Origin of the sequence: Devosia ginsengisoli (genome assembly GCF_024707105.1) — a bacterium.
GTDB lineage: Bacteria > Pseudomonadota > Alphaproteobacteria > Rhizobiales > Devosiaceae > Devosia > Devosia ginsengisoli_A.
Genome location: NZ_JANQAJ010000005.1, coordinates 328,321 through 350,650 on the forward strand (window position 1 = coordinate 328,321; position 22,330 = coordinate 350,650).

General features: G+C 64.0%; 21 protein-coding genes. 13 read left to right on the top strand and 8 right to left on the bottom strand.

The genetic code is table 11. The annotated features are described in order from the left end of the window. Window positions 1-3: 3 nt before the first annotated feature. Entirely contained in the window at window positions 4-384 is a 381-nt protein-coding gene (locus NVV79_RS03060) for a hypothetical protein (protein ID WP_303986121.1), read from the top strand. Here NVV79_RS03060 and NVV79_RS03065 read toward each other — a convergent pair. Continuing rightward, window positions 381-806, bottom strand: coding sequence for a hypothetical protein (locus NVV79_RS03065; protein WP_303986122.1), 426 nt, complete (start codon window positions 804-806; stop codon window positions 381-383). The two genes, NVV79_RS03060 and NVV79_RS03065, sit on opposite strands and share 4 nt — an antisense overlap. A gap of 26 nt (window positions 807-832) precedes the next feature. Between NVV79_RS03065 and NVV79_RS03070 the strand changes: the two genes are divergently transcribed. From NVV79_RS03070 to NVV79_RS03095, 6 genes are all read left to right on the top strand, one after another. Further along, window positions 833-1,147, top strand: a complete 315-nt coding sequence (locus NVV79_RS03070; protein ID WP_303986125.1) for a hypothetical protein — start codon at window positions 833-835, stop codon at window positions 1,145-1,147. Between the two features lie 200 nt (window positions 1,148-1,347). After that, window positions 1,348-2,397 (top strand): glycosyltransferase family 2 protein, encoded by a 1,050-nt coding sequence (locus tag NVV79_RS03075; protein ID WP_303986404.1) that lies wholly within the window; start codon window positions 1,348-1,350, stop codon window positions 2,395-2,397. 109 nt (window positions 2,398-2,506) lie between these two features. Beyond that, entirely contained in the window at window positions 2,507-3,394 is an 888-nt protein-coding gene (locus NVV79_RS03080; protein WP_303986126.1) for a siderophore-interacting protein, read from the top strand. Between the two features lie 78 nt (window positions 3,395-3,472). Further along, on the top strand, window positions 3,473-4,534 hold the full coding sequence (locus NVV79_RS03085) for an iron chelate uptake ABC transporter family permease subunit (protein ID WP_303986127.1): 1,062 nt from the start codon (window positions 3,473-3,475) through the stop codon (window positions 4,532-4,534). Beyond that, entirely contained in the window at window positions 4,531-5,601 is a 1,071-nt protein-coding gene (locus tag NVV79_RS03090) for an iron chelate uptake ABC transporter family permease subunit (protein WP_303986133.1), read from the top strand. The genes NVV79_RS03085 and NVV79_RS03090 overlap by 4 nt, the downstream gene beginning before the upstream one ends. A gap of 11 nt (window positions 5,602-5,612) precedes the next feature. Continuing rightward, complete coding sequence (locus NVV79_RS03095) at window positions 5,613-6,431, top strand: ABC transporter ATP-binding protein (protein ID WP_303986137.1); 819 nt, start codon at window positions 5,613-5,615, stop codon at window positions 6,429-6,431. On the opposite strand, the gene NVV79_RS03100 is transcribed toward NVV79_RS03095, so the two are convergent. The 6 genes from NVV79_RS03100 to NVV79_RS03125 all read right to left on the bottom strand — a co-directional run bounded on the left by NVV79_RS03100 (window position 6,428) and on the right by NVV79_RS03125 (window position 14,717). Further along, the gene (locus NVV79_RS03100; protein ID WP_303986139.1) at window positions 6,428-8,050 is read right to left on the bottom strand and encodes an ABC-F family ATP-binding cassette domain-containing protein; all 1,623 of its coding nucleotides are present in this window, start codon (window positions 8,048-8,050) and stop codon (window positions 6,428-6,430) included. The two genes, NVV79_RS03095 and NVV79_RS03100, sit on opposite strands and share 4 nt — an antisense overlap. 102 nt (window positions 8,051-8,152) lie before the next feature. Continuing rightward, window positions 8,153-9,232, bottom strand: coding sequence for an ABC transporter ATP-binding protein (locus NVV79_RS03105; protein ID WP_303986141.1), 1,080 nt, complete (start codon window positions 9,230-9,232; stop codon window positions 8,153-8,155). A 4-nt stretch (window positions 9,233-9,236) separates the two neighbouring features. After that, entirely contained in the window at window positions 9,237-10,064 is an 828-nt protein-coding gene (locus NVV79_RS03110) for a carbohydrate ABC transporter permease (protein WP_303986143.1), read from the bottom strand. After that, window positions 10,061-10,972, bottom strand: coding sequence for a carbohydrate ABC transporter permease (locus NVV79_RS03115; RefSeq protein ID WP_303986145.1), 912 nt, complete (start codon window positions 10,970-10,972; stop codon window positions 10,061-10,063). The genes NVV79_RS03110 and NVV79_RS03115 overlap by 4 nt, the downstream gene beginning before the upstream one ends. Before the next feature lie 69 nt (window positions 10,973-11,041). Beyond that, window positions 11,042-12,289, bottom strand: coding sequence for an ABC transporter substrate-binding protein (locus NVV79_RS03120; protein WP_303986406.1), 1,248 nt, complete (start codon window positions 12,287-12,289; stop codon window positions 11,042-11,044). A gap of 109 nt (window positions 12,290-12,398) precedes the next feature. Beyond that, window positions 12,399-14,717: an alpha-L-rhamnosidase gene (locus NVV79_RS03125; protein WP_303986408.1), complete on the bottom strand. Its 2,319-nt coding sequence runs from the start codon at window positions 14,715-14,717 to the stop codon at window positions 12,399-12,401. Window positions 14,718-14,946: 229 nt separating this feature from the next. Here NVV79_RS03125 and NVV79_RS03130 point away from each other — a divergent pair, with 229 nt between their 5' ends. Continuing rightward, entirely contained in the window at window positions 14,947-15,990 is a 1,044-nt protein-coding gene (locus NVV79_RS03130; protein ID WP_303986147.1) for a LacI family DNA-binding transcriptional regulator, read from the top strand. Window positions 15,991-15,992: 2 nt separating this feature from the next. On the opposite strand, the gene NVV79_RS03135 is transcribed toward NVV79_RS03130, so the two are convergent. Next, window positions 15,993-16,865 carry a LysR family transcriptional regulator gene (locus tag NVV79_RS03135; RefSeq protein ID WP_303986148.1) on the bottom strand — a complete coding sequence of 291 codons (873 nt, stop codon included), beginning with the start codon at window positions 16,863-16,865 and terminating at the stop codon, window positions 15,993-15,995. A gap of 88 nt (window positions 16,866-16,953) precedes the next feature. Between NVV79_RS03135 and NVV79_RS03140 the strand changes: the two genes are divergently transcribed. The 5 genes from NVV79_RS03140 (at window position 16,954) to yjfF (ending at window position 22,329) form a co-directional block, all read left to right on the top strand. Further along, window positions 16,954-17,616: a class I SAM-dependent methyltransferase gene (locus tag NVV79_RS03140; RefSeq protein ID WP_303986150.1), complete on the top strand. Its 663-nt coding sequence runs from the start codon at window positions 16,954-16,956 to the stop codon at window positions 17,614-17,616. A 155-nt stretch (window positions 17,617-17,771) separates the two neighbouring features. Then, the gene (gene ytfQ, locus NVV79_RS03145; protein WP_303986152.1) at window positions 17,772-18,746 is read left to right on the top strand and encodes a galactofuranose ABC transporter, galactofuranose-binding protein YtfQ; all 975 of its coding nucleotides are present in this window, start codon (window positions 17,772-17,774) and stop codon (window positions 18,744-18,746) included. 90 nt (window positions 18,747-18,836) lie between these two features. After that, window positions 18,837-20,354 carry a sugar ABC transporter ATP-binding protein gene (locus tag NVV79_RS03150; protein ID WP_303986154.1) on the top strand — a complete coding sequence of 506 codons (1,518 nt, stop codon included), beginning with the start codon at window positions 18,837-18,839 and terminating at the stop codon, window positions 20,352-20,354. Then, window positions 20,351-21,355, top strand: coding sequence for an ABC transporter permease (locus NVV79_RS03155; protein WP_303986155.1), 1,005 nt, complete (start codon window positions 20,351-20,353; stop codon window positions 21,353-21,355). The genes NVV79_RS03150 and NVV79_RS03155 overlap by 4 nt, the downstream gene beginning before the upstream one ends. Beyond that, window positions 21,352-22,329 (top strand): galactofuranose ABC transporter, permease protein YjfF, encoded by a 978-nt coding sequence (gene yjfF, locus NVV79_RS03160; protein WP_303986157.1) that lies wholly within the window; start codon window positions 21,352-21,354, stop codon window positions 22,327-22,329. Before NVV79_RS03155 ends, yjfF begins: the two co-directional genes overlap by 4 nt. The last annotated feature ends 1 nt before the right edge of the window (window position 22,330 follow it).

The window sequence follows — 22,330 nt, forward strand, 5'->3', positions numbered from 1 at the left end:
AATATGCGGGACCAGCCTCCTGGTAGAACAGACAATGAAAAAACGGTCCCGATTGATAAAATCGGGACCGCTCCTTTACGTGAGATTCCCGATGAACCGGCCCCTAAAGGGGTAGATCCACTTACCGGACGTCAGACCTTCAGGGATGAGTTGGGATGGGTCGGCAAGTTCATCGGCGGTCGCACTGAGAAGGCCGGAAACATAGCGTTTATGGTGGTATTTGTGGCTGCCATTCTGCTTCTAGTCGTAATGGTTGGCTGGATAACCTACGACCCGGCTAGAGGTGAATACCCGCTGAGCGGTATGGTGACACCTCTTATTGGGCTACTTGGAACCGCCATGGGGTACATGTTCGGCAAGGGCAGCAACGGCAAGGATGACTAGACGACCTGCCACACCACCACATTGCTCACCTTGCCCGCCCTCTCTATCCCCGCGCCGCGCTTGGCCTGCATGGTGAGCGCCTGAACAACCCGCAACGCCACAGCCGTCCGCAAGTAGCGGTCGTCACCGTCCAGACCCTTGTGCTGGATCACCCACAACGCCAGCTCCCGCGTATTCATCGGGCCGTTGGCCAGCGCCTGCTTGCAAAGGCTGGCCAGTTCCCGGCGCCGGAACAGCGCATTGACGTTCATATAGGACGGCTGGCCGTTTTCGCGCGGCGCTTCAAACAGCGTCATAGTCGCGTGAACATGGGCCAGGTCTTTGCGGGCGCGGTCAATGTCTCGCTCAGCCTTGGCAATGAATGCCTCTAGCTGGCTGGCCTTGGTTCGGAGTGTGTTGATAACCTGTGGTGTGTCGGTCATGGTCTGAGTCCATTGGAGGGGCGGCAATGAACCAGCAGACGCTTTGCGCGGCGATACGTGAGCGGAAGAACGTTCTGATCAAGTACGACGACGATATCGTTGAGCGAACCTTTTCACCCTACATCGTCTATACGTCCAGCAAGGACAACGAGACCGTTGCCGGATACCAAGTCAGCAACCCAGCCGACCCTCTAGAGCGCGATAAGTGGCGCATGCTCACTATTGCCAAGCTCACTAGCGTCCGCCCCGGCACGACCACATTCACGGTCAATCAGAGCTTCAATCCGGCTGACAAGGTTTACGGCAACCGGGTCGTCTGCCACGTAAAGCAGAATGTCTGATAGGCCAAGCATGGCGTGGTAGGTCGCGTCGTCTCTGTCCAGCGTCTCAAATACTCCTAGCGCCTGTTCCGCCATGAAGCGGACTTTCTCAACGTCCATTGGTTTACTCCCGAAGTATGGTGATTTACGTCGCGTTATGCGATACGTTTGTTGGTGCGTTTGATACATAAGGCCGGGACTATCCGCCCGAACGACTCGACATCAAATTCGTGGTCGAGGCGAAATCGACCACGACGATCGCGGCCGTCCGTGCCCGGCTTGGCGATCCGCGCTTTTCCCTGGTTTCGGTGCCTGATGCGCTGCCGCGCACCAAGCCCAAGGCGCTCGATTTCGCCCTGCCATTGTGTCGGGGCGAATATGTGGTCGTCTACGATGCCGAGGACGTGCCGGACACGGACCAGTTATGGAAGGCCGCTTTGCGGTTTCGCGACGCCCCGGACATTGTGTGCCTGCAAGCGAAACTGGTGATCGACAATGGCCAGCGGAACTGGCTGACGGCCCTGTTCGCGGGGGAATATGCCGGCCTCTTTACCGTGCTGCTGCCGGCATTGGCCCGCTGGCGGCTGCCCATGCCGCTGGGTGGCACCTCCAACCATTTCCGGCTCAAGGCGCTGCGCGAACTGGGCGGCTGGGACGCCTATAACGTCACCGAAGATGCCGATCTGGGCATGCGGTTGGCCCGGCTGCGGCTGCGCGTCGAAGTGCTGGATTCGGTGACCAGCGAAGCGGCGCCGGTGCACCTGCTGCCCTGGATCGGGCAGCGCACACGCTGGATGAAAGGCTGGATGCAGACCTTCATCGTTCACAATCGCGACCCCGGAAAGCTGCTGGCGGAAATGGGCCTGCCCGCCATGCTGGCCTTCGAGGCCCTGGTGCTCGGCATGATCATCACGCCGATCCTGCATTGCGGCTTCGCCCTGGTGCTGTTGCTGGTCTGGATCACCGGGGCCGGAGGCGTCGACGGCGCTGCCTGGACCCTGTTCTACCTGGCCGTGCTGGCCCTGGGCTATGGCAGCGCCCTGGCCATGACGACACTCGGACTGATGCGCCTGAAGCGGACCGGGCTGTTGCCGGCCCAGCTGCTGCTGCCGCTCTACTGGCTGTTGATCGGCTTTGCCAGCATGCGCGCCGCCCACGACCTGATGGTGCGGCCCTTCTACTGGTTCAAATCACCCCATCGCCCGGAAGCGAGCGTCAAACCCCGGCGCGGTGAGCCGGCGCAACCCGCGGGGCGTCGCGTTCCCACTTAAGTAACTTGACTAGAAGTATCATAATATGTAGCACCGGCCGGGATCGAAATCAGCCAGACAGGATGATCGCCATGCCGGAACTGCACGCCCCTCTGCCCCTGGGCCGGCCATGAGGCAGATGTTCCACGAAGCGACGGTGCTGGCCCGCCAGATTTTGACGCCGGGCATGATCCGGTTGACTTTCGGTGGGCCTGGACTCACCGCATTCCGGACGACCGGCATTGGCGACGAATATCTGCGGCTGTTCTTTCCCAACGAAAAAACCGGCAAGCTGCATCTGCCCCACATCACCGAGGATGGCCGCTGGACCTATCCGGACGGGCAGGATGCCATTCGCTGCTCGACCTATACGGTGCGCCGTTTCCGCGCCGATGCGGGCGAGGTCGATATCGACTTCGTGGTGCATGAGGGCGGCCTGGCCAGCGAATGGGCGCAGCAGGCCAATCCGGGCGATCGGGTGACCATCAACAATCCGCGCGGGCTTTATGCGCCGCCATCCGATATCGCCTGGCAATTGCTGGTGGCCGATGCCACCGGCCTGCCGGCCCTGTCGCGGCTGCTGGAGCAGACCCCGCGGCATGTGCAGTCGCGTGTCTTCGTCGAGGTGGCGCAAGCCGAGGACGAACAGAAATTGCCGGCCCATCCCGGCGCCACCGTGACCTGGCTGCACAAGAGCGGCAATGGCGTGGCGCCCAGCCGCATGGGCGAAGTGGTGCGCGCCGTGCCGATGCCGGCGACGCCGGGCTATGTCTGGGTGGCGGGCGAGCAGAAAGTGGTGCGCGCCATCCGTAAATATGTGCGCCAGGAGCTCAAACTCCCCGCCGAGCGCTACGAACTGGTCGGTTACTGGACCGCCCAGGGCGAGGAATGGGACGCCAAGTGGGACGCGCTCGATCCGGCCATCAAGGCGAAGATCGACGCTGCCTGGGATTCGGGACGCGACCGCGAGGAAGTGCGCGACGAATATGAGGCAGTGCTGGAGAAGTTCGGCCTCTGACCGTAATTTGACGACTGATGCCCTGAGGCAGCGGAGCACGGACATGATCGGACGATTTCGCGCGGCGGGCCAGCCGAGATGAGCCTCACCGCCACCAGCCAGGATCTGGCACGCCAGGATGCACGGCGCCCCGGCGTCGCTCAGACCAATGCCCTGCGGCTGGGCTGGCTGCTGCTGGCTATTGCGGTGCTGGCCGCGGTGCTGGTGGCCAGCATAGCCGTCGGCTCCAAGGATATTCCGGTGTCGACCGTGTTCGACGCGCTCTTTGCCTATGACGACAGCGACGACCACGCCATCATCCAGGCCTTGCGCGTGCCGCGTACGATGATGGGCCTGGCTGTGGGCGCTGCGCTCGGCATGGCCGGGGCGCTGATCCAGGCACTGACGCGCAATCCACTGGCCGATCCGGGCATTCTCGGCGTCAATGCGGGGGCGGCCTTCTTCGTGGTGCTGGCGGTGGGCCTGTTCGGTCTCACCTCCATCCAGGGTTATATCTGGTTCGCCTTTCTCGGCGCCATCGTGACCACGGTGCTGGTCTATGCCGTCGGCTCGGCCGGGCGCGGCGGGGCGACGCCGGTGCGGCTGACGCTGGCGGGCGTGGCCATCGGCGCGGTGCTGGGTGGTATTTCCTCGGGCATTACCCTGCTCAACCCCACGACATTCGACCGCATGCGCCAATGGGGTGCCGGCTCGCTGGTGGCGCCGGGCTATGAAACGCTGTGGGCCGTATTGCCCTTCATCGCCATCGGGCTGGTCATATCAATGCTGGTGGCGCGGCCGCTCAATGCCGTCGCCCTGGGCGATGACCTGGCGGCGGCTTTGGGTGCCAACATGGCGCGCACCCGCGCGCTGGTGGTGGTCGCGACGACCCTGCTGGCCGGGGCGGCGACGGCAGCGGCCGGTCCCATCGGCTTTGTCGGGCTGATGGTGCCGCATGTGGCACGCTGGATCGTCGGACCCGACCAGCGCTGGATTTTCCTTTTCACCGTGGTGCTGGCGCCCATTCTGCTGCTGACGGCCGATATTGTCGGCCGGGTGGTAATGCGGCCCGGCGAATTGCAGGTGGGCATCGTCACCGCCTTTGTCGGCGCGCCGGTGCTGATCGCGCTGGCCCGGCGACGCAGGGTGAGCGGGCTATGAGCGTGATCGAGCAGCCAAAGGGCATCGACTTCGGCCGGCCGATGCGGGCCGTGCGCTGGTTCGGCGATGCCGTGTCGCATCGGCTTGATGTCCGGACTATCAGCGTCTGCCTGGTGCTGCTGGCCATTGCGCTGGCCGTGGCGCTGGTAACGCTGGCCAGCGGGGAATATCAGGTGCCACTGCCCGATGTGGTCAAGGCTTTGCTGGGGCAGGCCGAAGGCCGCATCCACATGGTGGTGGTGGAGTGGCGCCTGCCGCGGACCGCGCTGGCGCTGATCCTGGGGGCGGCTCTGGGCATGGGCGGGGCGATCTTCCAGTCGCTGACCCGCAATCCGCTGGGCAGCCCGGATATTATCGGCTTCGATGCCGGCGCCTATACCGGCGCACTGGTCGTGATCATTCTGCTGCAGGGCGGCTATTATGCCATTGCCGGCGGCGCGCTGGCCGGCGGGCTCTGCACGGCCCTGCTGGTCTATGTGCTGGCCTATAGCCGGGGCGTGCAGGGGTTTCGGCTGATCATCGTCGGCATTGGTGTCTCGGCCATGCTGACCTCGCTCAATACCTGGATGCTGCTGCGCGCCAAGCTGGAAGTGGCCATGGCGGCCGCCATCTGGGGCGCGGGCACGCTGAACGGGCTGGGGCTCGACCGGCTGGGGCCGGCGGCGCTGATCCTGGCCGTACTGATCCCGCTGGCGCTGTTGATGAGCCGGCCCATGGCGCAGCTCGAACTGGGTGATGACGCGGCGCGGGCGCTCGGTGTCAATGCCGAGCGTACCCGATTGGCTTTGCTGGTGCTGGGCGTGGCACTGACCGCGACCGTGACCGCCACGGCCGGCCCCATTGGCTTCGTCGCCCTGGCGGCGCCGCAACTGGCGCGGCGGCTGACCGGGTCGGCCGGCGTTTCCATGTTGCCTGCGGCCGCCATGGGCGCACTGCTGCTGGCAGCGGCCGATTATCTGGCGCAGCGCGCTTTCGCACCGACGCAGATTCCTGTTGGCATCGTCACGGTCAGTCTGGGCGGGGTCTATTTCGTCTGGCTGCTGCTGCGCGAAGCGCGACGGCAATGAGGGACAAGAACATGAACCGACACGATCCAGCCCTCAGCAGCGACACGCCGCGCCTTTATGCCGAAGGCGTCACCATCGGCTATGACAGCCGGGTCATTTCAAAGGACCTGTCGGTGGCCATTCCCGACCGCTCCTTTACGGTCATCGTCGGCGCCAATGCTTGCGGCAAGTCCACGCTGCTGCGGGCACTGTCGCGGCTGATCAAGCCGTCGACGGGCAGCGTAGTGCTGGACGGGCAATCGATATCGAGCTTCCCCGCCAAGGAAGTGGCGCGGCGGCTGGGCCTCTTGCCCCAGACCTCCATTGCGCCCGAGGGTATTTCGGTGGCCGACCTCATCGCGCGTGGCCGCTATCCGCACCAGAAGCTGCTGCGGCAATGGTCGCGCGAGGACGAGGCGGCGGTGGTCGCTGCCATGGAGGCCACCAAGGTCACCGAACTCAGCCATCGGCTGGTCGATGAACTTTCGGGTGGCCAGCGCCAGCGCGTCTGGGTCGCCATGGTCCTGGCGCAGGAAACTCCGCTGCTGCTGCTGGACGAGCCGACCACATTCCTCGATATCACCCACCAGATCGAACTGCTCGACCTGCTGGGCGGGCTCAACCGGCGCAACGGGCAGACCATCGTCGCCGTGCTGCATGATCTCAACCACGCCTGCCGCTACGCGACCCACATCATCGCCATGCGCGACGGCGCGGTGATTGCCGAAGGCCCGCCGCGCGAGATCGTCACCGCCGAAATGGTCGAGGCCGTATTCGGCCTGCCCTGCATCATCATCGACGACCCGATCGCGCATACGCCGCTGGTCATTCCGCGCGGCGCGGCGCTTTAGCTCCTGAGGCCGGGGGCTTCCTGGCCGGTGCTCTGCACATATTCGGTATAGCCGCCGCCATAGGTGCGGACGCCTTCGGGCGTCAGTTCCAGCACGCGATTGGAGAGCGCAGCGAGGAAATGGCGGTCGTGGCTGACGAACAGCATCGTGCCCTCATACTGGCTGAGCGCTGATATCAACATTTCCTTGGTGGCGATGTCGAGATGGTTGGTCGGCTCGTCCAGCACGAGGAAATTCGGCGGATCGAACAGCATGATGGCCATGACCAGCCGCGCCTTTTCGCCACCTGACAGGACGCGGCATTTCTTGTCGATCTCGTCGCCGGAAAAGCCGAAGCATCCCGCCAGCGCCCGCAAAGGTGCCTGTCCGGCCTGCGGGAAACTGTCCTGTAACTGCTCGAACACGGTGCGGTCGCCGTCGAGCACATCCATGGCGTGCTGGGCAAAGTAGCCCATCTTGACGCTGGGACCGCGCGAGACGGTGCCGCTGTCCGGATCGGCGGTGCCGGTGACCAGCTTGAGCAGGGTGGACTTGCCGGCACCGTTGACGCCCATGATGCACCAGCGCTCCCTGCGGCGGACATGGAAATCGAGCCCGTCATAGATGGTGCGGCTGCCATAGCTCTTGCCGACGCCCTTGAGCAAAGCGACGTCCTCGCCCGAGCGCGGGGCAGGGCGGAATTCGAAATTGACGGTCTGCCGGCGCTTGGGTGGCTCGACGCGGTCGATCTTGTCGAGCTTTTTCACCCGGCTCTGCACCTGGGCGGCATGGCTGGCGCGGGCCTTGAAGCGGGCGATGAAGTCGAGCTCCTTGGCCAGCATGGCCTGCTGCCGCTCGAACTGCGCCTGCTGGTTCTTCTCGGCAATGGCACGCTGCTGCTGGTAGAATTCGTAATTGCCCGAATAGGTGGTGAGCGAGCCGGCATCGATCTCGACGATCTTGGTGCAGATGCGGTTCATGAATTCGCGGTCATGGCTGGTCATGAACAGGGCGCCGGAATAGTTCTGCAGGAAATCTTCGAGCCAGATCAGGCTTTCGATATCGAGGTGGTTGCTCGGCTCGTCCAGCAGCAAAGCATCGGGGCGCATGAGCAGGATGCGGGCGAGCGCCACGCGCATCTTCCAGCCGCCACTGAGCGCGCCGACATCGCCGTCCATCATTTCCTGGGAAAAGCCGAGGCCGTCGAGCACTTCGCGGGCGCGGCCGTCGAGCGAATAGCCGTCCAGCTCCTCGAACTGATGCTGCACCTCGCCATAGCGCTCGATGATGGCGTCCATCTCGTCTGATTTGTCGGGGTCGCCCATATCGGCTTCGAGCGCGCGCATCTCGGTAATGAGGGCGCTGACCGGGCCGGCGCCGTCCATGACTTCGGCCACGACGCTGCGGCCAGCCATCTCGCCCACATCCTGGCTGAAATAACCGATCGTGGTGCCGCGATCGATGGAGACCTGGCCTTCGTCGGGCTGCTCCTCGCCGGTAATCATGCGGAACAGGGTGGTCTTGCCGGCGCCATTGGGACCGACCAGGCCGATCTTCTCGCCCTTCTGCAACGTGGCCGACGCCTCGATGAAGACGATCTGCTTGCCGTTCTGCTTGCCGATGCTTTCGAGACGTATCATGCGGTGGGGATTCCTGCGTGCCGCACCGAGGGGCGCAGCGAAAGCGCCCGTAAAGCATTGCCGGCGCGCAGGCGCAAGGCCGCCTGTGTCACAGGGGGTATGCTAGCGCGGATGCCGCGCCACGCCGTCCGATCCGAAGATGATGGCGCGGGCGGGGTCGAAGGTCAGGTCGACACTCCCGCCGGGCTTGAGATCGTGGTCGCCGTCGAGCACCACCAGCCATGATGTTCCCGAGGGCAGCTTGAGGCTGATATTGGTTTCGTTGCCCAAACGCTCGACCAGCATCACTTCCCCGACGATGGTGCCGGCCCGGTTGAGCAGGTCATGCGGGCGGATGCCGAGCGTGACCGTGTCGCCCGGCTTGATGCCCGTGCCATCGGCCGGGATGGCCATGGTGGCAAGGTCCTTGCCCGCTACGGTGATCGTGTCGGCGACAACCGATTCCACCGTCACGCCGATGAAGTTCATCTTGGGCGAGCCGATGAAGCCGGCAACGAAGAGATTGGCTGGGCGCTGGTAGAGCTCGATGGGTGCGCCCACCTGCTGCACCACCCCGCCATTAAGCACCACGATCTTGTCCGCCAGCGTCATGGCCTCGACCTGGTCATGCGTCACATAGACCATGGTGGCGCCGAGATCCTGATGGAGTTTGGCCAGTTCCATGCGCATGTCGACGCGCAGGGCGGCGTCGAGGTTGGACAGGGGTTCGTCGAACAGGAACACTTCCGGCTGGCGCACGATGGCGCGACCGATGGCGACGCGCTGGCGCTGGCCGCCGGAAAGCTGGCTCGGCTTGCGTTCGAGCAGATGTTCCATCTGCAGGATTTTCGCGGCTTCGCGAATTTTCTGGTCGCGCACATCCCTGGGCGTCTTCGCCAGTTTCAGCCCGAAACCGACATTGTCGTAGACCGTCATATGCGGGTAGAGCGCATAATTCTGGAACACCATGGCGATGCCGCGGTCGCGCGGCTCGACGGCGTTGCACAGCTTGTCGGCGATCCAGAGTTCGCCCCCGGTTATATCTTCCAGCCCCGCGATCATGCGCAGCAGGGTGGACTTGCCGCAGCCCGATGGGCCGACAAAGACGACGAATTCGCCATGGGTGACGCTGAGATCGACGCCCTTGATGACTTCGACTTCGCCATAGCTCTTGTGGAGCGCTTTCAGTTCGAGGCCAGCCATGGGTCTATCCTTTGACGGCGCCAGCGGTCATCCCCGCCACGATCTGCCGGTTGAAGAACAGGAAGACCAGCAGGGGCGGGATGGTGATGAGGGCGATATTGGTGAAGAGCAGGTTGTAGGACGTCTGGAACTGGCTCTGGAAATTGTAGAGCGTCAGCTGCACCGTCGCATTGGCATTGCCCGGCAGATAGTAGAGCGGATTGGTGAAGTCGTTGAAGACGGCCACCGACTGCACCACGATATTGGTGACCGTCACCGGCCAGAGCAGTGGCAGGATGACCCGGAAGAACACGTCGAACGGCCGGGCGCCATCGATGATCGCCGCCTCGTCCAGCTCGCGCGGAATGGTGGCGATGAAGGCGCGGTAGAGGATGATGGAGAAGGGCAGGCCATAGGCCACCTCGATCAGGATCATGCCATGCAGCTTGCCGAAGAGGCCGATGCCCTGCAGCAGCCAGATGGTGGGGACCACGGCCGGCGGGATCATCAATCCGGCCAGGATCAGGAATTCGATAAGCCCGTTGAAGCGCGTCTTGCGGCGCTGCAGCACGAAGCCGACCATGGCGGCGAAAATGACCAGCAGAGTGACGCTGGCGACCGTCAGGATGGTCGAATTGATGAAGGCGGTGAGCAGCATCCAGTTGCGGGTGGTGACCACCTCGAGGATGTTGCTCCACAGATGATTGCCGTCCGGCCAGGAGAAGTCGCGCAGGGCAGACTGCTTCTGATCCTTGAACGTGGTGAGGATGATGAAGGCGAAGGGCACGAGAAACACCACGCCCGAAGCGAGAATGGCGACGGCACCCAGCCAGTAGCGGCGAACGAAACTCATTCGTGCCCCTCCCGGCGGTTGAGCAGCATGGTCAGCGGCACCACCAGCACGGCGATGAGAATGAACAGCACCACATTGCCGGCGGTGGAGAGGCCATAGAAGCCGGCCTGGTATTGCTTGTAGATCACCGAGGCGACGGTGTCGGAGGCAAAGCCCGGCCCGCCACGCGTCATGGCCCAGATGAGATCGAAGGTGCGCAGCCCGCCGATAAAGCTGAGGATGATGACGGTGACCGTCGCCGGCCGGCACAGGGGCAGGGTGATGTAGAGAAAATTCTGGAAGCTGGTGGCGCCGTCGATGCGAGCGGCCTCGTAATAATCCTTGGGAATGGCGACGATGCCGGCAATGTAGATGACGGTGGCGAGACCCACCCCCTTCCACACATCGACCAGAGCCACCGAGAACAGCGCCAGATTGGGATCGACCAGCCAGCCTGGCCCCTTGATGCCGAGCAGCGCCAGTCCTTCATTGATCATGCCCTGGGTGGGGTGCATCAGCACGGTGAAGGTGATGCCGACGCCGACGGTAGAGACCAGCACCGGAAAGAACACCACCGAGCGCAGATAGCCCCGCGCCGCGATCTGGCTGGTGAGCAATACGGCGAGCAGCAGGCCGAGCACGACCTTGAGCCCCGATGTCACCACCGCATAGATCACGGTATTGACCAGCCCCTTGATGAGAAAGGGCTCGCGCAGGAATTGCGCGAAATTGTCGAAGCCGATGAAGGTGGAACTGAAGAGGTTCCAGCGGGTGAGGCTGAAATAGAGCGATGCCACAGTCGGCAGCAGGAACAGCACGCCGTAAATGATGGCGGCGGGCAGGAAGAACCAGCCCGGATAGGGCGAGCGGCGCTTCATGGCCGGAAGGGGAACAGCACTGGCCGTTCCGGTCTCAGTCATCACAGCCATGGGCGACTCCGTTGGAAGTTGGCGGCTCCGGGTGAGACCAGGCACCCGAAGCCGCCCATGTGCAAGAGCTTACCAGCCCGGGAGGCCAAGCTGCTGGGCCTGCTTGCGCACGTCCTCGTCATAGAGCGCGGCGCCATCGGCAGCCGGGCGGATGCCCGAACCGACTTCGACAGTGATCTGCTCGAGTGCCGGCCCCTTGATCGGCGACAGGAATTCGAGCGCCGGGCCGTTCTGCCCGCCTTCGGCGAAATAGGGCAGCATGTCGCTCACCGCCGGCGGCACGTCATCGGGCAGGGTGCAGCCATTGACCAGGTAGGGGCCGGAGGCGCCGCCGGCACGGGTCTGGGCTTCGCAGCCCTCGACGCTGGCGACGAAGGCCACGAACTTCTTGGCGGCATCGAGGTTCGAAGTGGTGTTGGGGATATAGAGCCCGTCGGGCATCCACACCGTCAGGCCGTTGAGGTCGGCCTCGTCGCCGGGCTGGGCGAAAAAGCCGACATTGTCGAGCATGTCGGGATAGGACGCGGCGATGGCCGTGGTGGCAAAGGTCAGCATGGGATAATGCGCGCCTTCCCCGGAGGCTACCATGCGCAGGCCGTCGTCATACGTGGCGGCGCCGAAATCCTCATTGAACAGGCCCGCATCATGGGTTTCCTGCAGCTTCTCGAAGCCGCGCAGGGCGGCTGCATCGCTGGCAAACTTGGCCTCGCCCGCCGTATACCGGCTGGCAAAGCTGGGATCCTTGGCCGAGACATTGTAATAGTCGGCCAGCACGAATAGCTGGCTGGTCCAGGTGTCGCCATAGGTCTGGATCACGGCGACCTTGCCGGCTTCCTTGATCTTCTCGTTATTGGCCATGAATTCGGCCCAGGTCTTGGGAACGGAGAGGCCCAGCTCTTCATAGATGGCCTTGTTGTAGTAGATGCCGCCGCCCATGGCCGCACCCATCGGCGCACCGCGCACGGTGCCATCGGGCGCCGTCACCACCTGCTTGAACGAGGCCTGCACATCGGCCTGCCAGGGCTCGTTGGTCAGGTCGACCAGGAACTGGGCCGGATTGATCGCCTGGAACAGCGAGCCGGAATTGTAGCGGAAGATATCGGCCATGGAACTGGTGGCCAGCCGCGTCTTGACGAGGTTGTCGCCTTCCGAACCACCGGGGCGGGTTTCGATGTCGATATTGATGTCGGGATTGGCCGCCTCGAACGACTTCACCAGTTCCTCGGCCACCGCCACGCCGTCGGCGCCGCTGGGAATGAGGTAGGTGAGGTTGATGCTCTGGGCATGGGCTACGCCCGTCAACGCCGTCATTGCCATGAGGCCTGCCGACAGGCAGGCCAGGGCAATCCTGCGGGAAGTCTTGGTCATTGGTCTCTCTCCCATTGCGCCCGCACCATGCGGGCAGTCCAAGCCGCCGCCTGTTCGATCAGGGCGTGCGGGCATTGATGCTGTGTTCGGCGCGCGCCTGCCGCGCGACCGGCATGTAGGTGAAGGTGATCGTGTGCTTGCCTGATGCGAGGGCGTGGTCGCCCTTGCCATCCCAGGCGGTGCCATCGATCTGTGCATTGCGATAGTCGGGCTTGAAGCGCAGCAGGCCGCGCGACCCGGCGGGCACCTCGACCTCGTAGCGGACCTGGTCGCCCTCGGCCGTCCATTCGGTACGGATATCGCCGCGCGGGCTGGCATGGCTGGCCTTGACCGGTGACAGGTCGGCGATGATGGTTGGTTCGAAGATGATGGTGGCAAAGCCCGGATCGGTCTCGTCCGGCCGGAAGCCGGCCACGCCTTCCAGCAGCCACTGGCACACCGCGCCATAGGCGTAGTGATTGTAGGAATTCATCTGCGGATTGTAGATCGAGCCATCGGCCTGGATGGCGTCCCACCGCTCCCAGATGGTCGTCGCGCCCATCTTGACCTGATAGAGCCAGCCGGGGACGTCCTCTTGCAGGAACACATCGGCGGCGAGCCCGGTCTCGCCGATCTTGACCAGAGCCGGCAGCAAGGCCGGGGTGCCGATGAAGCCGGTGCCGATGCGGCCGTCCGAGCGGGCAATGGTGGCCTTGAAATAGCGTTTGGCTGCTTCGTATTTGTCCTCGGGAATGAGGTCATGGAGGAACGCGAGCGCATAGGAGGTCTGGTCGTCATAGGCCAGTCGCCCCGAAGGCGTGATGAATTCACGGGCGAAGGCCGCCTTGACCTCGGATGCCATCTTTTCGAGACGCGTGGCGATATCGGTTTTGCCGGTAATGCGGGCGATACGGGCGACCAGCGTAGACGTGATGAACAGATAGATGGTCGCGGCGGCATCGTCGCCAATGGTCGGCAGCGGCTTGGCCGAAGGCCCGCCCGGCTGTAGCCAGTCCCCGAAGGAGAAGCCGCGCCCGCCCCATTCGCGTGGTGGTGAGACCACCGGGCCATCGCTGATCGACCAGACGAAATCGACCCACCTGACCATGGAAGGTAGCGCTTCGCTGAGAAAGGCCTTGTCGCCGTAGTGCAGGTAGAGCTGCCAGGGAATGACCGCGACGGCATCACCCCAGCCGGTGCTGCCATAGAAGCCCGGATAATCCTTGGGATTAAGCTTGGTCGGGTCGGGCACGACATGGGGCACGGCGCCGTCCGGCCGCTGGTCGGCCATCAGGTCGCGCATCCATTTGTGGAAGAAGCCCTGTACCTCCCCGAAATAGGCGGCGGTGCCGGCAAAGACCTGCGCATCGCCGGTCCAGCCTAGGCGCTCGTCGCGCTGCGGGCAATCGGTGGGCACTTCGATGAAGTTGGCGCGCTGCGACCAGACGGTGTTGAGCACCAGCCGGTTGACCAGTTCATTGCCGGAGGTGAAGGCGGCCCTGACCTCGGTGACCGAGCTGATCGGCACCGAGACGATGCTGTCGAGCTTTGCCCTGCCCTTGATGGTGACGCGAGCGTAGCGGAAGCCCTGGAAGGTGAAATAGGGCCGGTAATGCTCCCGGTCGGTACCGGCCAGGGTATATTCCAGCCGCGCCGCGGCGGTGCGGAAGTTCACGTTGTAGAATTCGCCGTCCTGGTTCAGCACTTCGGCATGTTCCACCGTGACAGTGGCCCCGGCCTCGCCACTCACGTCGAAGGCGACATAGCCGCCGCTGTTCTGGCCGAAGTCGTAGACCATGCGGCCTTCGGCATCCGTCCAGCTCTTGACCACGGGGAGCGGGGCGAGTTCGCGGACCGGCGTCGTTTCATGGGCAATGAGCTTGCTGTTGTCGAAGACGATGGCGGCGCTGCCGGCCGTGACCTTGGGCGTGAAGCGTGCATCGAAGATTTCGCCGAAATAGATGCCCGACTTGCGCACCGGCAATTCGCCGCTGTCCCAGCTTGCGTCTGTGACCAGCAGCGGGGCGCCATCGCCCTTGCCCGAATGCAGTTCGGCGATGGCGGCGATCTCGCTGCCCCAGGTGTTGAAGATCGGGAATTTGCCCCACATCATCTGCGAGCGCAGCCAGCCATCGGCCAGCCAGATTTCGATGCGGTTCTCGCCCGGCGCCAGCAGGTCGCCCACGGCATAGGTCTGGTAGCTCAGGCGGACGTCATAGCTCGTCCAGCCCGGCGTCAGCAGATCGTTGCCGACGCGCTTGCCATTGATGAAGCAGCGATAGAGGCCGAGCGCCGAGATATAGAGCACTTCGCGGCCGCCGACGCTGTCGAGCGTGAAGCTCTTGCTGAGGAAACTGGCTGGCGTTTCGACGCCCTTGTCGGCCAGGGGCCGAACCATCTGTGCGGACCAGTTGCGCCCGGAAATAGTGCCCTGCGCCGATGCAGACGGTGCCAATGCGTCGTTCACGCCGATCCTCCCAGTCAAAAAGCTGCGAGCTGTATGCTCGTCTGTAGAATGTTCTACGTGTATCGTTCTACAGATTTGTCGACTTGGCAATGGTCTTTTTGAAACGCCGTGTGATAAGGCTGGCGACGGGCCGAATCCCGGCATCTGGGGACAGCAGCGCATGGACAGGACGGCGTCAGGCCGCGCGAGTGGACGCGTCACCATAAGGGAGGTGGCCGAGGATGCCGGCGTGTCCGTGGCCGCCGTGTCCAAGGTGTTGCGCGACGCCTATGGCGTCAGCGACCTCATGCAGGCCAAGGTGCGGGCCTCCATGGCCAAGCTGGGCTATCGCCCGCATACGGCCGCCCGCGGCATGCGCGGCCAGACCTATACGATCGGCGTGCTGCTGGCCGATGTACGGAACCCGTTCTTTCCCCAGCTCATCGACGGCATCGACGATGGCCTGGCAGGTACGCAATATGTGCCGCTATTCGGCATCGGCCACGGCTCCACCACCACCGAAGAGGCCATCGTGCATGCCATGGTGGATCGCCGGATGGATGGGCTGATCATGATCGGCCAGCGCCTGACCAATGCCGAGGTGGAAGCCACGGCCCGCGAGGCCGCCATCGCCGTGATCGGCCATCATGCGCCGCAGGCGACGCTGTTCGACTCGGCGAACAATGATGACGAGCGTGGCGGCGCCCTCGTGGTCGAGCACCTGCTGTCCCAGGGCTACAAGCGCCCCGCCATGATCACCCTGCGCCGGGCCGATCTGGGCCAGGCCGATGTTTCCCAGCGCCGCGAGGCCGGCTTCATCGCGGCCATGCGCGCAGCCGGTTTCGAGGGCAGTGCGATCCGCATCGCGCCTGCGGCTGATGATATCGACAATGTCACGGCCACGGTGCGCCTGCTGCTCGAAGGGCCAAACCCGCCCGACGCCATCTTCGGCTGGGCCGACTACTACGCGCTCGAAGTGCTGAGTGCGGTGCGCTCGCTTGGCCTGCGCGTGCCCGAGGATGTCGGCGTCATCGGCTACGACAATTCCCCGCCCTGCGCCTATACGCAGAACGATCTTACCAGCATCGACCAGTCGGGCAGGGAGATCGGCCGCAACGCGGCGCGCCTGCTGCTGGAGCGTATCGCGGGCCGGACGACGGCCGAGCATTTCGTGGTGCAGCCGCAGGTGGTCGCCCGCAGGAGCACGGCTCGCCGACCGGATTGATTTCAGCCCAATTCCTCGGCTAGCAGGTCGAAGACCAGCCTGATGCGCCGGCTGGTATGGAGTTCGCGGTGCACCGCCAGCCAGATCGGCACGTCGAGCGGGGCCAGGTCGGGTAGTACGGGTTCGACACCCGCTGCGCCCTCGGCGACGTCGCGGAACATGACGCCGATGCCCAACCCCTGGCGGATCATTTCCCAGGCCGTGACGACGCTGCCCGTGGTCCATCTGAAATTGCGGCGCGTGATCGGTACGCCGCGGGCATTGAGCTCGGCGACAAGCCCGTCAGCTTCGGAATAGCCGATGAAATTTGCCGCCGAGAGATCAGCGCCCGAACGCGGACGGCCGTGGCTGTCGAGATAGAGGCTGGCACCATAGAGATGCGCCGTGGTGCCGCGGCAGCGCCGGGCGATGAGATCGGGCTGCTCGGGCCGCACATGCCGGATGGCGATGTCGGCCTCGCGCCGCATCAGGTCGCGCACATCGTTGGCGGCCACGACATCCACCTCGATGCCCGGCGCGATGGCGTGCAACCGCTTCAGGATCGGCGGCAAAGTATGGGCCGCCACGACGTCGCTGGCGGTGATGCGCACCAGGCCCTCGATGGCCTGTGACTGGCCCGAGGCGATGATCGGCAGGCGCTCGGCGACCTCGCCCATCGGGCGGGCGGATTCGAACAGTTCCTGCCCCGCCCGGGTCAGCACCAGCGAGCGGCCAACCCGCTCGAACAGCAGCACGCCCAGTTCCTGCTCCAGCGCCGCCACCTGCCGCCCCAAAGTGGGCTGCGTCAGCCCTAGACTGCGCGCGGCACCCGATAGCGAGCCCGTTTCGACCGTGGCGAGAAAGGCGCGGAGATGGTTCCAGTCCGGCTGTTTCATACGGATATGTATATCGCTCGAACAAAATTCTGCAATTTTGTTGCAAGCGGCGGCTTGGTATCGTCATCGCGAACAGATGAGGCAGGTCATGGGCGAAGACAGATTCTGGGACAAGATGGCCGACAGCTATGCGCGGCAGCCAATTGCCGACGAAGCCGCCTACCAGACCAAGTTGCAGGTGACGCGCGGCTATCTGCGGCCGGATATGGAAGTACTGGAATTCGGCTGTGGCACAGGCGGCACGGCGATCATCCACGCGCCGCATGTGCGGCACATCAGGGCCATCGACTTCTCCGAAGCCATGCTGACCATTGCGCGGGGCAAGGCGGCATCGGCGGGGGTGGAGAATGTGACCTTCGAGCGCGCCGACATCTCCAGCTTCGTCGCGCCCGATGGCAGCTTCGATATGATCCTGGGAATGAGCATATTGCACCTGCTGGCCGACAAGGATGCGGTCATCGCCAAGGTGTTCCGCCTGCTCAAGCCAGGCGGCCTCTTCATCAGCAGCACGACCTGCCTGGGGGACACGATGGGTCTGTTCAAGCTCATCGCCCCGATCGGCAAGGCGCTGGGCCTGCTGCCGCAGCTTGACGTGATGACCACGGCGGACCTGGTGCGGAGCCTGAACGGCGCCGGATTTTCCATCGAGCACCAATGGCAGCCGGGCATGGGGAAAGCGGTATTCATCGTCGCGCGGGCTGGTGCGGCGCCAGCGACGCTTCCGGCCAGCATGGACCAACACACAGCCTGACCAGGCTTAACTAGCTGAAAGATAGTGCGTTTTCCCCTCGTGGACTGAGGTTGCTTTAATCATACTTTTTGCTATTTACATATAATAGTACTTTATGTAGCGTCCTCTCATCGTCGCAGGTGAACACGCCGCGACGTCCACATTGGGAGGACATCGTGACCATCATTTCCAAGCTCGCCATCGCGGCGAGCCTCGCTACCGCTTTGACTTCCGTCAGCATTGCCCAGGAAAACCTGCAGGGCCTGACCGTCGGTTTCAGCCAGATCGGCTCGGAATCCGGCTGGCGCGCCGCCGAAACCTCGGTGACCAAGCAGCAGGCCGAAGCCCTTGGCGTCGATCTCAAATTCGCCGACGCGCAGCAGAAGCAGGAAAACCAGATCAAGGCGATCCGCGGCTTCATCGCCCAGGGCGTCGATGCCATCCTGGTGGCGCCCGTCGTTGCCACCGGCTGGGATGACGTGCTGGCCGAAGCCAAGGAAGCCGAAATCCCCGTCCTGCTGCTCGACCGCGGCGTCGATGCGCCGGACGATCTCTATCTGACCGCCGTCATGTCCGATCAGATTCTCGAAGGCCGCGTGGCCGGAGATTGGCTGGTGGGTGAAGTGGGCGACGCCGACTGCAGGGTCGTGGAACTCCAGGGCACCGTGGGCTCGACCCCGGCCATCGACCGCAAGGCAGGCTTCGAGCAAGCCATTGCCGGCCATGACAACATCACCATCGTCCGCAGCCAGACCGGCGACTTTACCCGCGCCAAGGGCAAGGAAGTGATGGAGGGCTTCATCAAGGCCGAAAATGGCGGCGCCGATATCTGCGCGGTTTATGCCCACAATGACGACATGGCGGTGGGTGCCATCCAGGCCATCAAGGATGCCGGCCTCAAGCCCGGCACCGACATCAAGGTGGCCTCCATCGACGGCGTGCCCGATATCTTCGCGGCCATGGCGGCCGGCGAGGCCAATGCCACGGTGGAACTGACCCCTGATATGGCCGGCCCAGCCTTCGCCGCGCTCTCGACCTACCTCGCCGACGGTACGGAGCCTGAAAAGCTTATCATCACCGAATCCAAGCTCTATACGCCGGCCGACGATCCGCAGGGCGAATATGACCGCCGCAAGGATTTGGGCTACTAATCGATGTGAACAGGGTTCCGCCGGTCGACCGGCGGAACCACTTCCGCGACAATGCCGGAACGGCGGCGGGGACGACCGGGGGAGACTCGCATGGCAGACGGCGACTACGTGCTTGAAGCGCGCGGTGTCCTCAAGATTTTCGGCAACCATATTGCCCTCGACAATGTCGATTTCGGGCTCCGCTCCGGCGAGGTGCATGCCCTGCTCGGCGAAAACGGCGCCGGCAAATCCACGCTCATCAAGATTCTGACCGGTGCCTACCAGCCCGATGGCGGCAGCGTCCATGTCGATGGCATTGAAGTGTCGCTTGACAATCCCCTGCATGCCCAGACCTTCGGCATCGGCACGGTCTACCAGGAGGTCAATCTCCTGCCCAACCGATCGGTGGCCGAGAATCTGTTTCTGGGGCACCAGCCACGCCGCTTCGGTTTCGTCGATTTCCGCAGGATGGAGGCCGATGCCCGCATATTGCTGGCCCACTATGACCTGCATATCGATCCGTCGAGCGAATTGGGCACGCATTCCGTCGCGGTGCAGCAGATCGTCGCCATCGCCCGCGCCGTGCAACTGTCAGGCAAGGTGCTGATCCTCGACGAGCCCACCGCGAGCCTCGACCGCAATGAGGTCGAGCGCCTGTTCGACGTAGTCCGCGGCCTCAAGGCCGGGGGCCTCGCCATTATCTTCATCACCCATTTCCTCGACCAGGTCTTCGCCATTGCCGACCGGGTGACCGTGCTGCGCAATGGCCGGCTGATCGAGACCCGCCCGCTCGATGCCCTGAGCCGCACCGACGTGGTCCGTCTCATGCTGGGCAAGGACATCGCCTTTTCCGGCGCCACCGATGTCGAGCCAAGCGAAACGCCGGACGAAGTCCTGCTCGATTTCAAGGGCTACGGCCGCAAGCGCAGCGTGCTGCCATTCGATCTGACCATCCACAAGGGCGAAGTGATCGGCGTCGCCGGCCTGCTCGGTTCGGGTCGCACCGAAGTGGCGCGCATCATGTTTGGCGCCGACCCGGCCGATCAGGGCGAGGTGACCGTCAATGGCAAGCCGACAAGCCTGCGCAGCACCAGCGATGCGATCAGGCACGGCTTCGGCTTCTGTCCGGAGGACCGCAAGGCCGAGGGCATATTGGGCGACCTCAGCGTGCGCGAAAATATTGTCATCGCGTTGCAGGGCAAGCTGGGTTGGTTCAAGGCGCTCAACCGCGACGAACAGCTCGAAATCGCCGGCCGGTTCGGTGAGGCCATGGATATCCGCGCCGCCTCGCTCGACATGCCGGTCAAGCTCCTCTCGGGCGGCAACCAGCAGAAGGTGATCCTGTCGCGCTGGCTGGCCACCGACCCGGCCTTCCTCATTCTCGATGAACCGACGCGGGGCATCGATGTCGGTGCCCATGCCGAAATCGTCCGCACCATCAATCGCCTGCGCGAAGATGGCATGGCCATGCTGGTCATCTCCTCGGAGCTCGACGAGGTCGTTGCCTATAGCTCGCGCATCGTGGTGATGCGCGACCGCGAAATGGTCGCCGAACTGCGCGGCAGGAACATCAACCCCGGAGTGATCGTGCAGGCCATCGCCAACAATACCGACGAGGCCGTCGCATGAAGCGGCTTCACCTCGAACGCCTCGCCAATCCGCAATTGCTGGCGCTGGTCGCTGTCCTGCTCATCAACTGGCTGCTGTTTCCCAATTTCTTCCGCATCACCTGGCAGGACGGGCGCCTGTTCGGCAGCGTCATCGACGTGCTCAATCGCGGCGCCCCGGTGGCCATCCTGGCCATCGGCATGACCGCGGTCATCGCCACCAAGGGCGTCGACCTGTCGGTTGGCGCCATCATGGCGGTTTGCGGCGCGGTTGCGGCGACCATGGTCGTGGCGGGCTACCCCACGCCGGTCGCCGTGATTGCCGCGCTCGCGGTGGGCCTAGCCTGCGGGTTGTGGAACGGGTTCCTGGTGGCCGTGCTCGACATCCAGCCCATCGTGGCGACACTGGTGCTGATGGTGGCGGGGCGCGGCATCGCCCAGCTCATCACGGAGGGCTATATCGTCACCTTCAACGATCCGGCACTGATCTTCATCGGCACCGGCTCCTTCCTCGGCTTTCCCATGGCCGCTGTCATCGCGCTGGTGCTGATGCTGCTGGTGACCTTGCTGGTGCGGCGCACCGCCATCGGGCTCTTCATCCAGGCCATCGGCGTCAACCGGGCCGCCGCTTCCCTGGCGGGCATCCATAGCCGCATGTTGCTGGTGCTGGTCTACGCGCTTTCCGGCTTCTGCGCCGCCATTGCCGGCATCATCGTCGCCGCCGATATCAGGGGCGCCGATGCCAACAATTCCGGCCTCTGGCTCGAACTCGACGCCATCCTCGCCGTGGTCATCGGCGGCACCTCGCTGTTGGGCGGCAAGTTTTCCATCCCCCTGGCCGTGGTTGGTGCCCTCATCATCCAGGCCATGAATACCGGCATCCTGGTCTCGGGCTTCCCGCCCGAATTCAATCTCATCGTCAAGGCGGGGATGATCATCCTCATCCTGATGCTGCAATCGCCCCTGGTCGGCACCGTGATGGGTTTCTTCAAACGCGATACCAGGCAGGCGGCCCCGAAATGAAACGCAGTCTTCGCCCGCTGGCCGCCACCGCCGTCATCTTCCTCATCGCCTATGCGCTCAGCGTCGCGCAGTTTCCCGGCATGCTCTCGACGCGGGTGCTGGGAAATTTCCTCACCGACAATGCCTTTCTGGGCATTGCCGCTGTGGGCATGACCTTCGTCATCATTTCCGGCGGCATCGATCTGTCGGTGGGCGCGGTGATCGGCTTCACTGGCGTCCTCGTCGCCGTGCTCATTTCCTGGCTGGGCTTCCATCCGCTGGCCGCCTTCGCCATCGCGCTGGGCGTGGCGGCCCTGTTCGGCGCGGCCATGGGCGTCACCATCCATTATCTGCAGGTGCCCAGTTTCATCGTCACCCTGGCCGGCATGTTCCTGGCGCGGGGCGGCGCTTCGGTCATCACCCAGGATTCGGTTCCAATCAATCACGACTTCTATAGCGCCATTTCCGACCTCATCATCCGCCTGCCGGGTGGCGGCCGGCTGAGCTTCATCGGGCTGTTGATGGTTGCCGTCTTCCTGTTTGGCGCGCTGCTGGCGCATCGCACGCGGTTCGGCTCCTACGTCTATGCGCTGGGCGGTAATCCTGTCTCGGCCTCGCTGATGGGCGTACCGGTGGCCCGCACCACGATCCAGATCTACATGCTGTCGAGCACCCTGGCCGCCTTGGCGGGAATCGTCTTTTCGCTTTACACCTCGGCCGGCTATCCGCTGGCGGCGGTGGGCGTGGAGCTCGACGCGATCAGCGCCGTGGTCATCGGGGGCACGCTGCTGACCGGGGGCTATGGCTTTGTGCTGGGCACGTTCGTCGGCGTCATGCTGCTGGGCCTGGTGCAGACCTACATCATCTTCGACGGCACCTTGTCGAGCTGGTGGACCAAGATCGTGATTGGCGTGCTGCTGTTCTTGTTCATCGTGCTGCAACGCGTCATATTCGCCGCCTCTGCACCCCGGGAAGAGCAGCCCGAGAAAGTCTAGC

What these genes read in the sequence shown, in the direction of transcription:
- NVV79_RS03060 (WP_303986121.1), top strand. Translation starts at nt 4, where the DNA reads ATGCGGGACCAGCCTCCTGGTAGAACAGACAATGAAAAAACGGTCCCG.
- NVV79_RS03065 (WP_303986122.1), bottom strand. Translation starts at nt 806, where the DNA reads ATGACCGACACACCACAGGTTATCAACACACTCCGAACCAAGGCCAGC.
- NVV79_RS03070 (WP_303986125.1), top strand. Translation starts at nt 833, where the DNA reads ATGAACCAGCAGACGCTTTGCGCGGCGATACGTGAGCGGAAGAACGTT.
- NVV79_RS03080 (WP_303986126.1), top strand. Translation starts at nt 2,507, where the DNA reads ATGAGGCAGATGTTCCACGAAGCGACGGTGCTGGCCCGCCAGATTTTG.
- NVV79_RS03085 (WP_303986127.1), top strand. Translation starts at nt 3,473, where the DNA reads ATGAGCCTCACCGCCACCAGCCAGGATCTGGCACGCCAGGATGCACGG.
- NVV79_RS03090 (WP_303986133.1), top strand. Translation starts at nt 4,531, where the DNA reads ATGAGCGTGATCGAGCAGCCAAAGGGCATCGACTTCGGCCGGCCGATG.
- NVV79_RS03095 (WP_303986137.1), top strand. Translation starts at nt 5,613, where the DNA reads ATGAACCGACACGATCCAGCCCTCAGCAGCGACACGCCGCGCCTTTAT.
- NVV79_RS03100 (WP_303986139.1), bottom strand. Translation starts at nt 8,050, where the DNA reads ATGATACGTCTCGAAAGCATCGGCAAGCAGAACGGCAAGCAGATCGTC.
- NVV79_RS03105 (WP_303986141.1), bottom strand. Translation starts at nt 9,232, where the DNA reads ATGGCTGGCCTCGAACTGAAAGCGCTCCACAAGAGCTATGGCGAAGTC.
- NVV79_RS03110 (WP_303986143.1), bottom strand. Translation starts at nt 10,064, where the DNA reads ATGAGTTTCGTTCGCCGCTACTGGCTGGGTGCCGTCGCCATTCTCGCT.
- NVV79_RS03115 (WP_303986145.1), bottom strand. Translation starts at nt 10,972, where the DNA reads ATGGCTGTGATGACTGAGACCGGAACGGCCAGTGCTGTTCCCCTTCCG.
- NVV79_RS03120 (WP_303986406.1), bottom strand. Translation starts at nt 12,289, where the DNA reads ATGGCAATGACGGCGTTGACGGGCGTAGCCCATGCCCAGAGCATCAAC.
- NVV79_RS03125 (WP_303986408.1), bottom strand. Translation starts at nt 14,717, where the DNA reads ATGGTTCGGCCCCTGGCCGACAAGGGCGTCGAAACGCCAGCCAGTTTC.
- NVV79_RS03130 (WP_303986147.1), top strand. Translation starts at nt 14,947, where the DNA reads ATGGACAGGACGGCGTCAGGCCGCGCGAGTGGACGCGTCACCATAAGG.
- NVV79_RS03135 (WP_303986148.1), bottom strand. Translation starts at nt 16,865, where the DNA reads ATGAAACAGCCGGACTGGAACCATCTCCGCGCCTTTCTCGCCACGGTC.
- NVV79_RS03140 (WP_303986150.1), top strand. Translation starts at nt 16,954, where the DNA reads ATGGGCGAAGACAGATTCTGGGACAAGATGGCCGACAGCTATGCGCGG.
- NVV79_RS03150 (WP_303986154.1), top strand. Translation starts at nt 18,837, where the DNA reads ATGGCAGACGGCGACTACGTGCTTGAAGCGCGCGGTGTCCTCAAGATT.
- NVV79_RS03155 (WP_303986155.1), top strand. Translation starts at nt 20,351, where the DNA reads ATGAAGCGGCTTCACCTCGAACGCCTCGCCAATCCGCAATTGCTGGCG.
- yjfF (WP_303986157.1), top strand. Translation starts at nt 21,352, where the DNA reads ATGAAACGCAGTCTTCGCCCGCTGGCCGCCACCGCCGTCATCTTCCTC.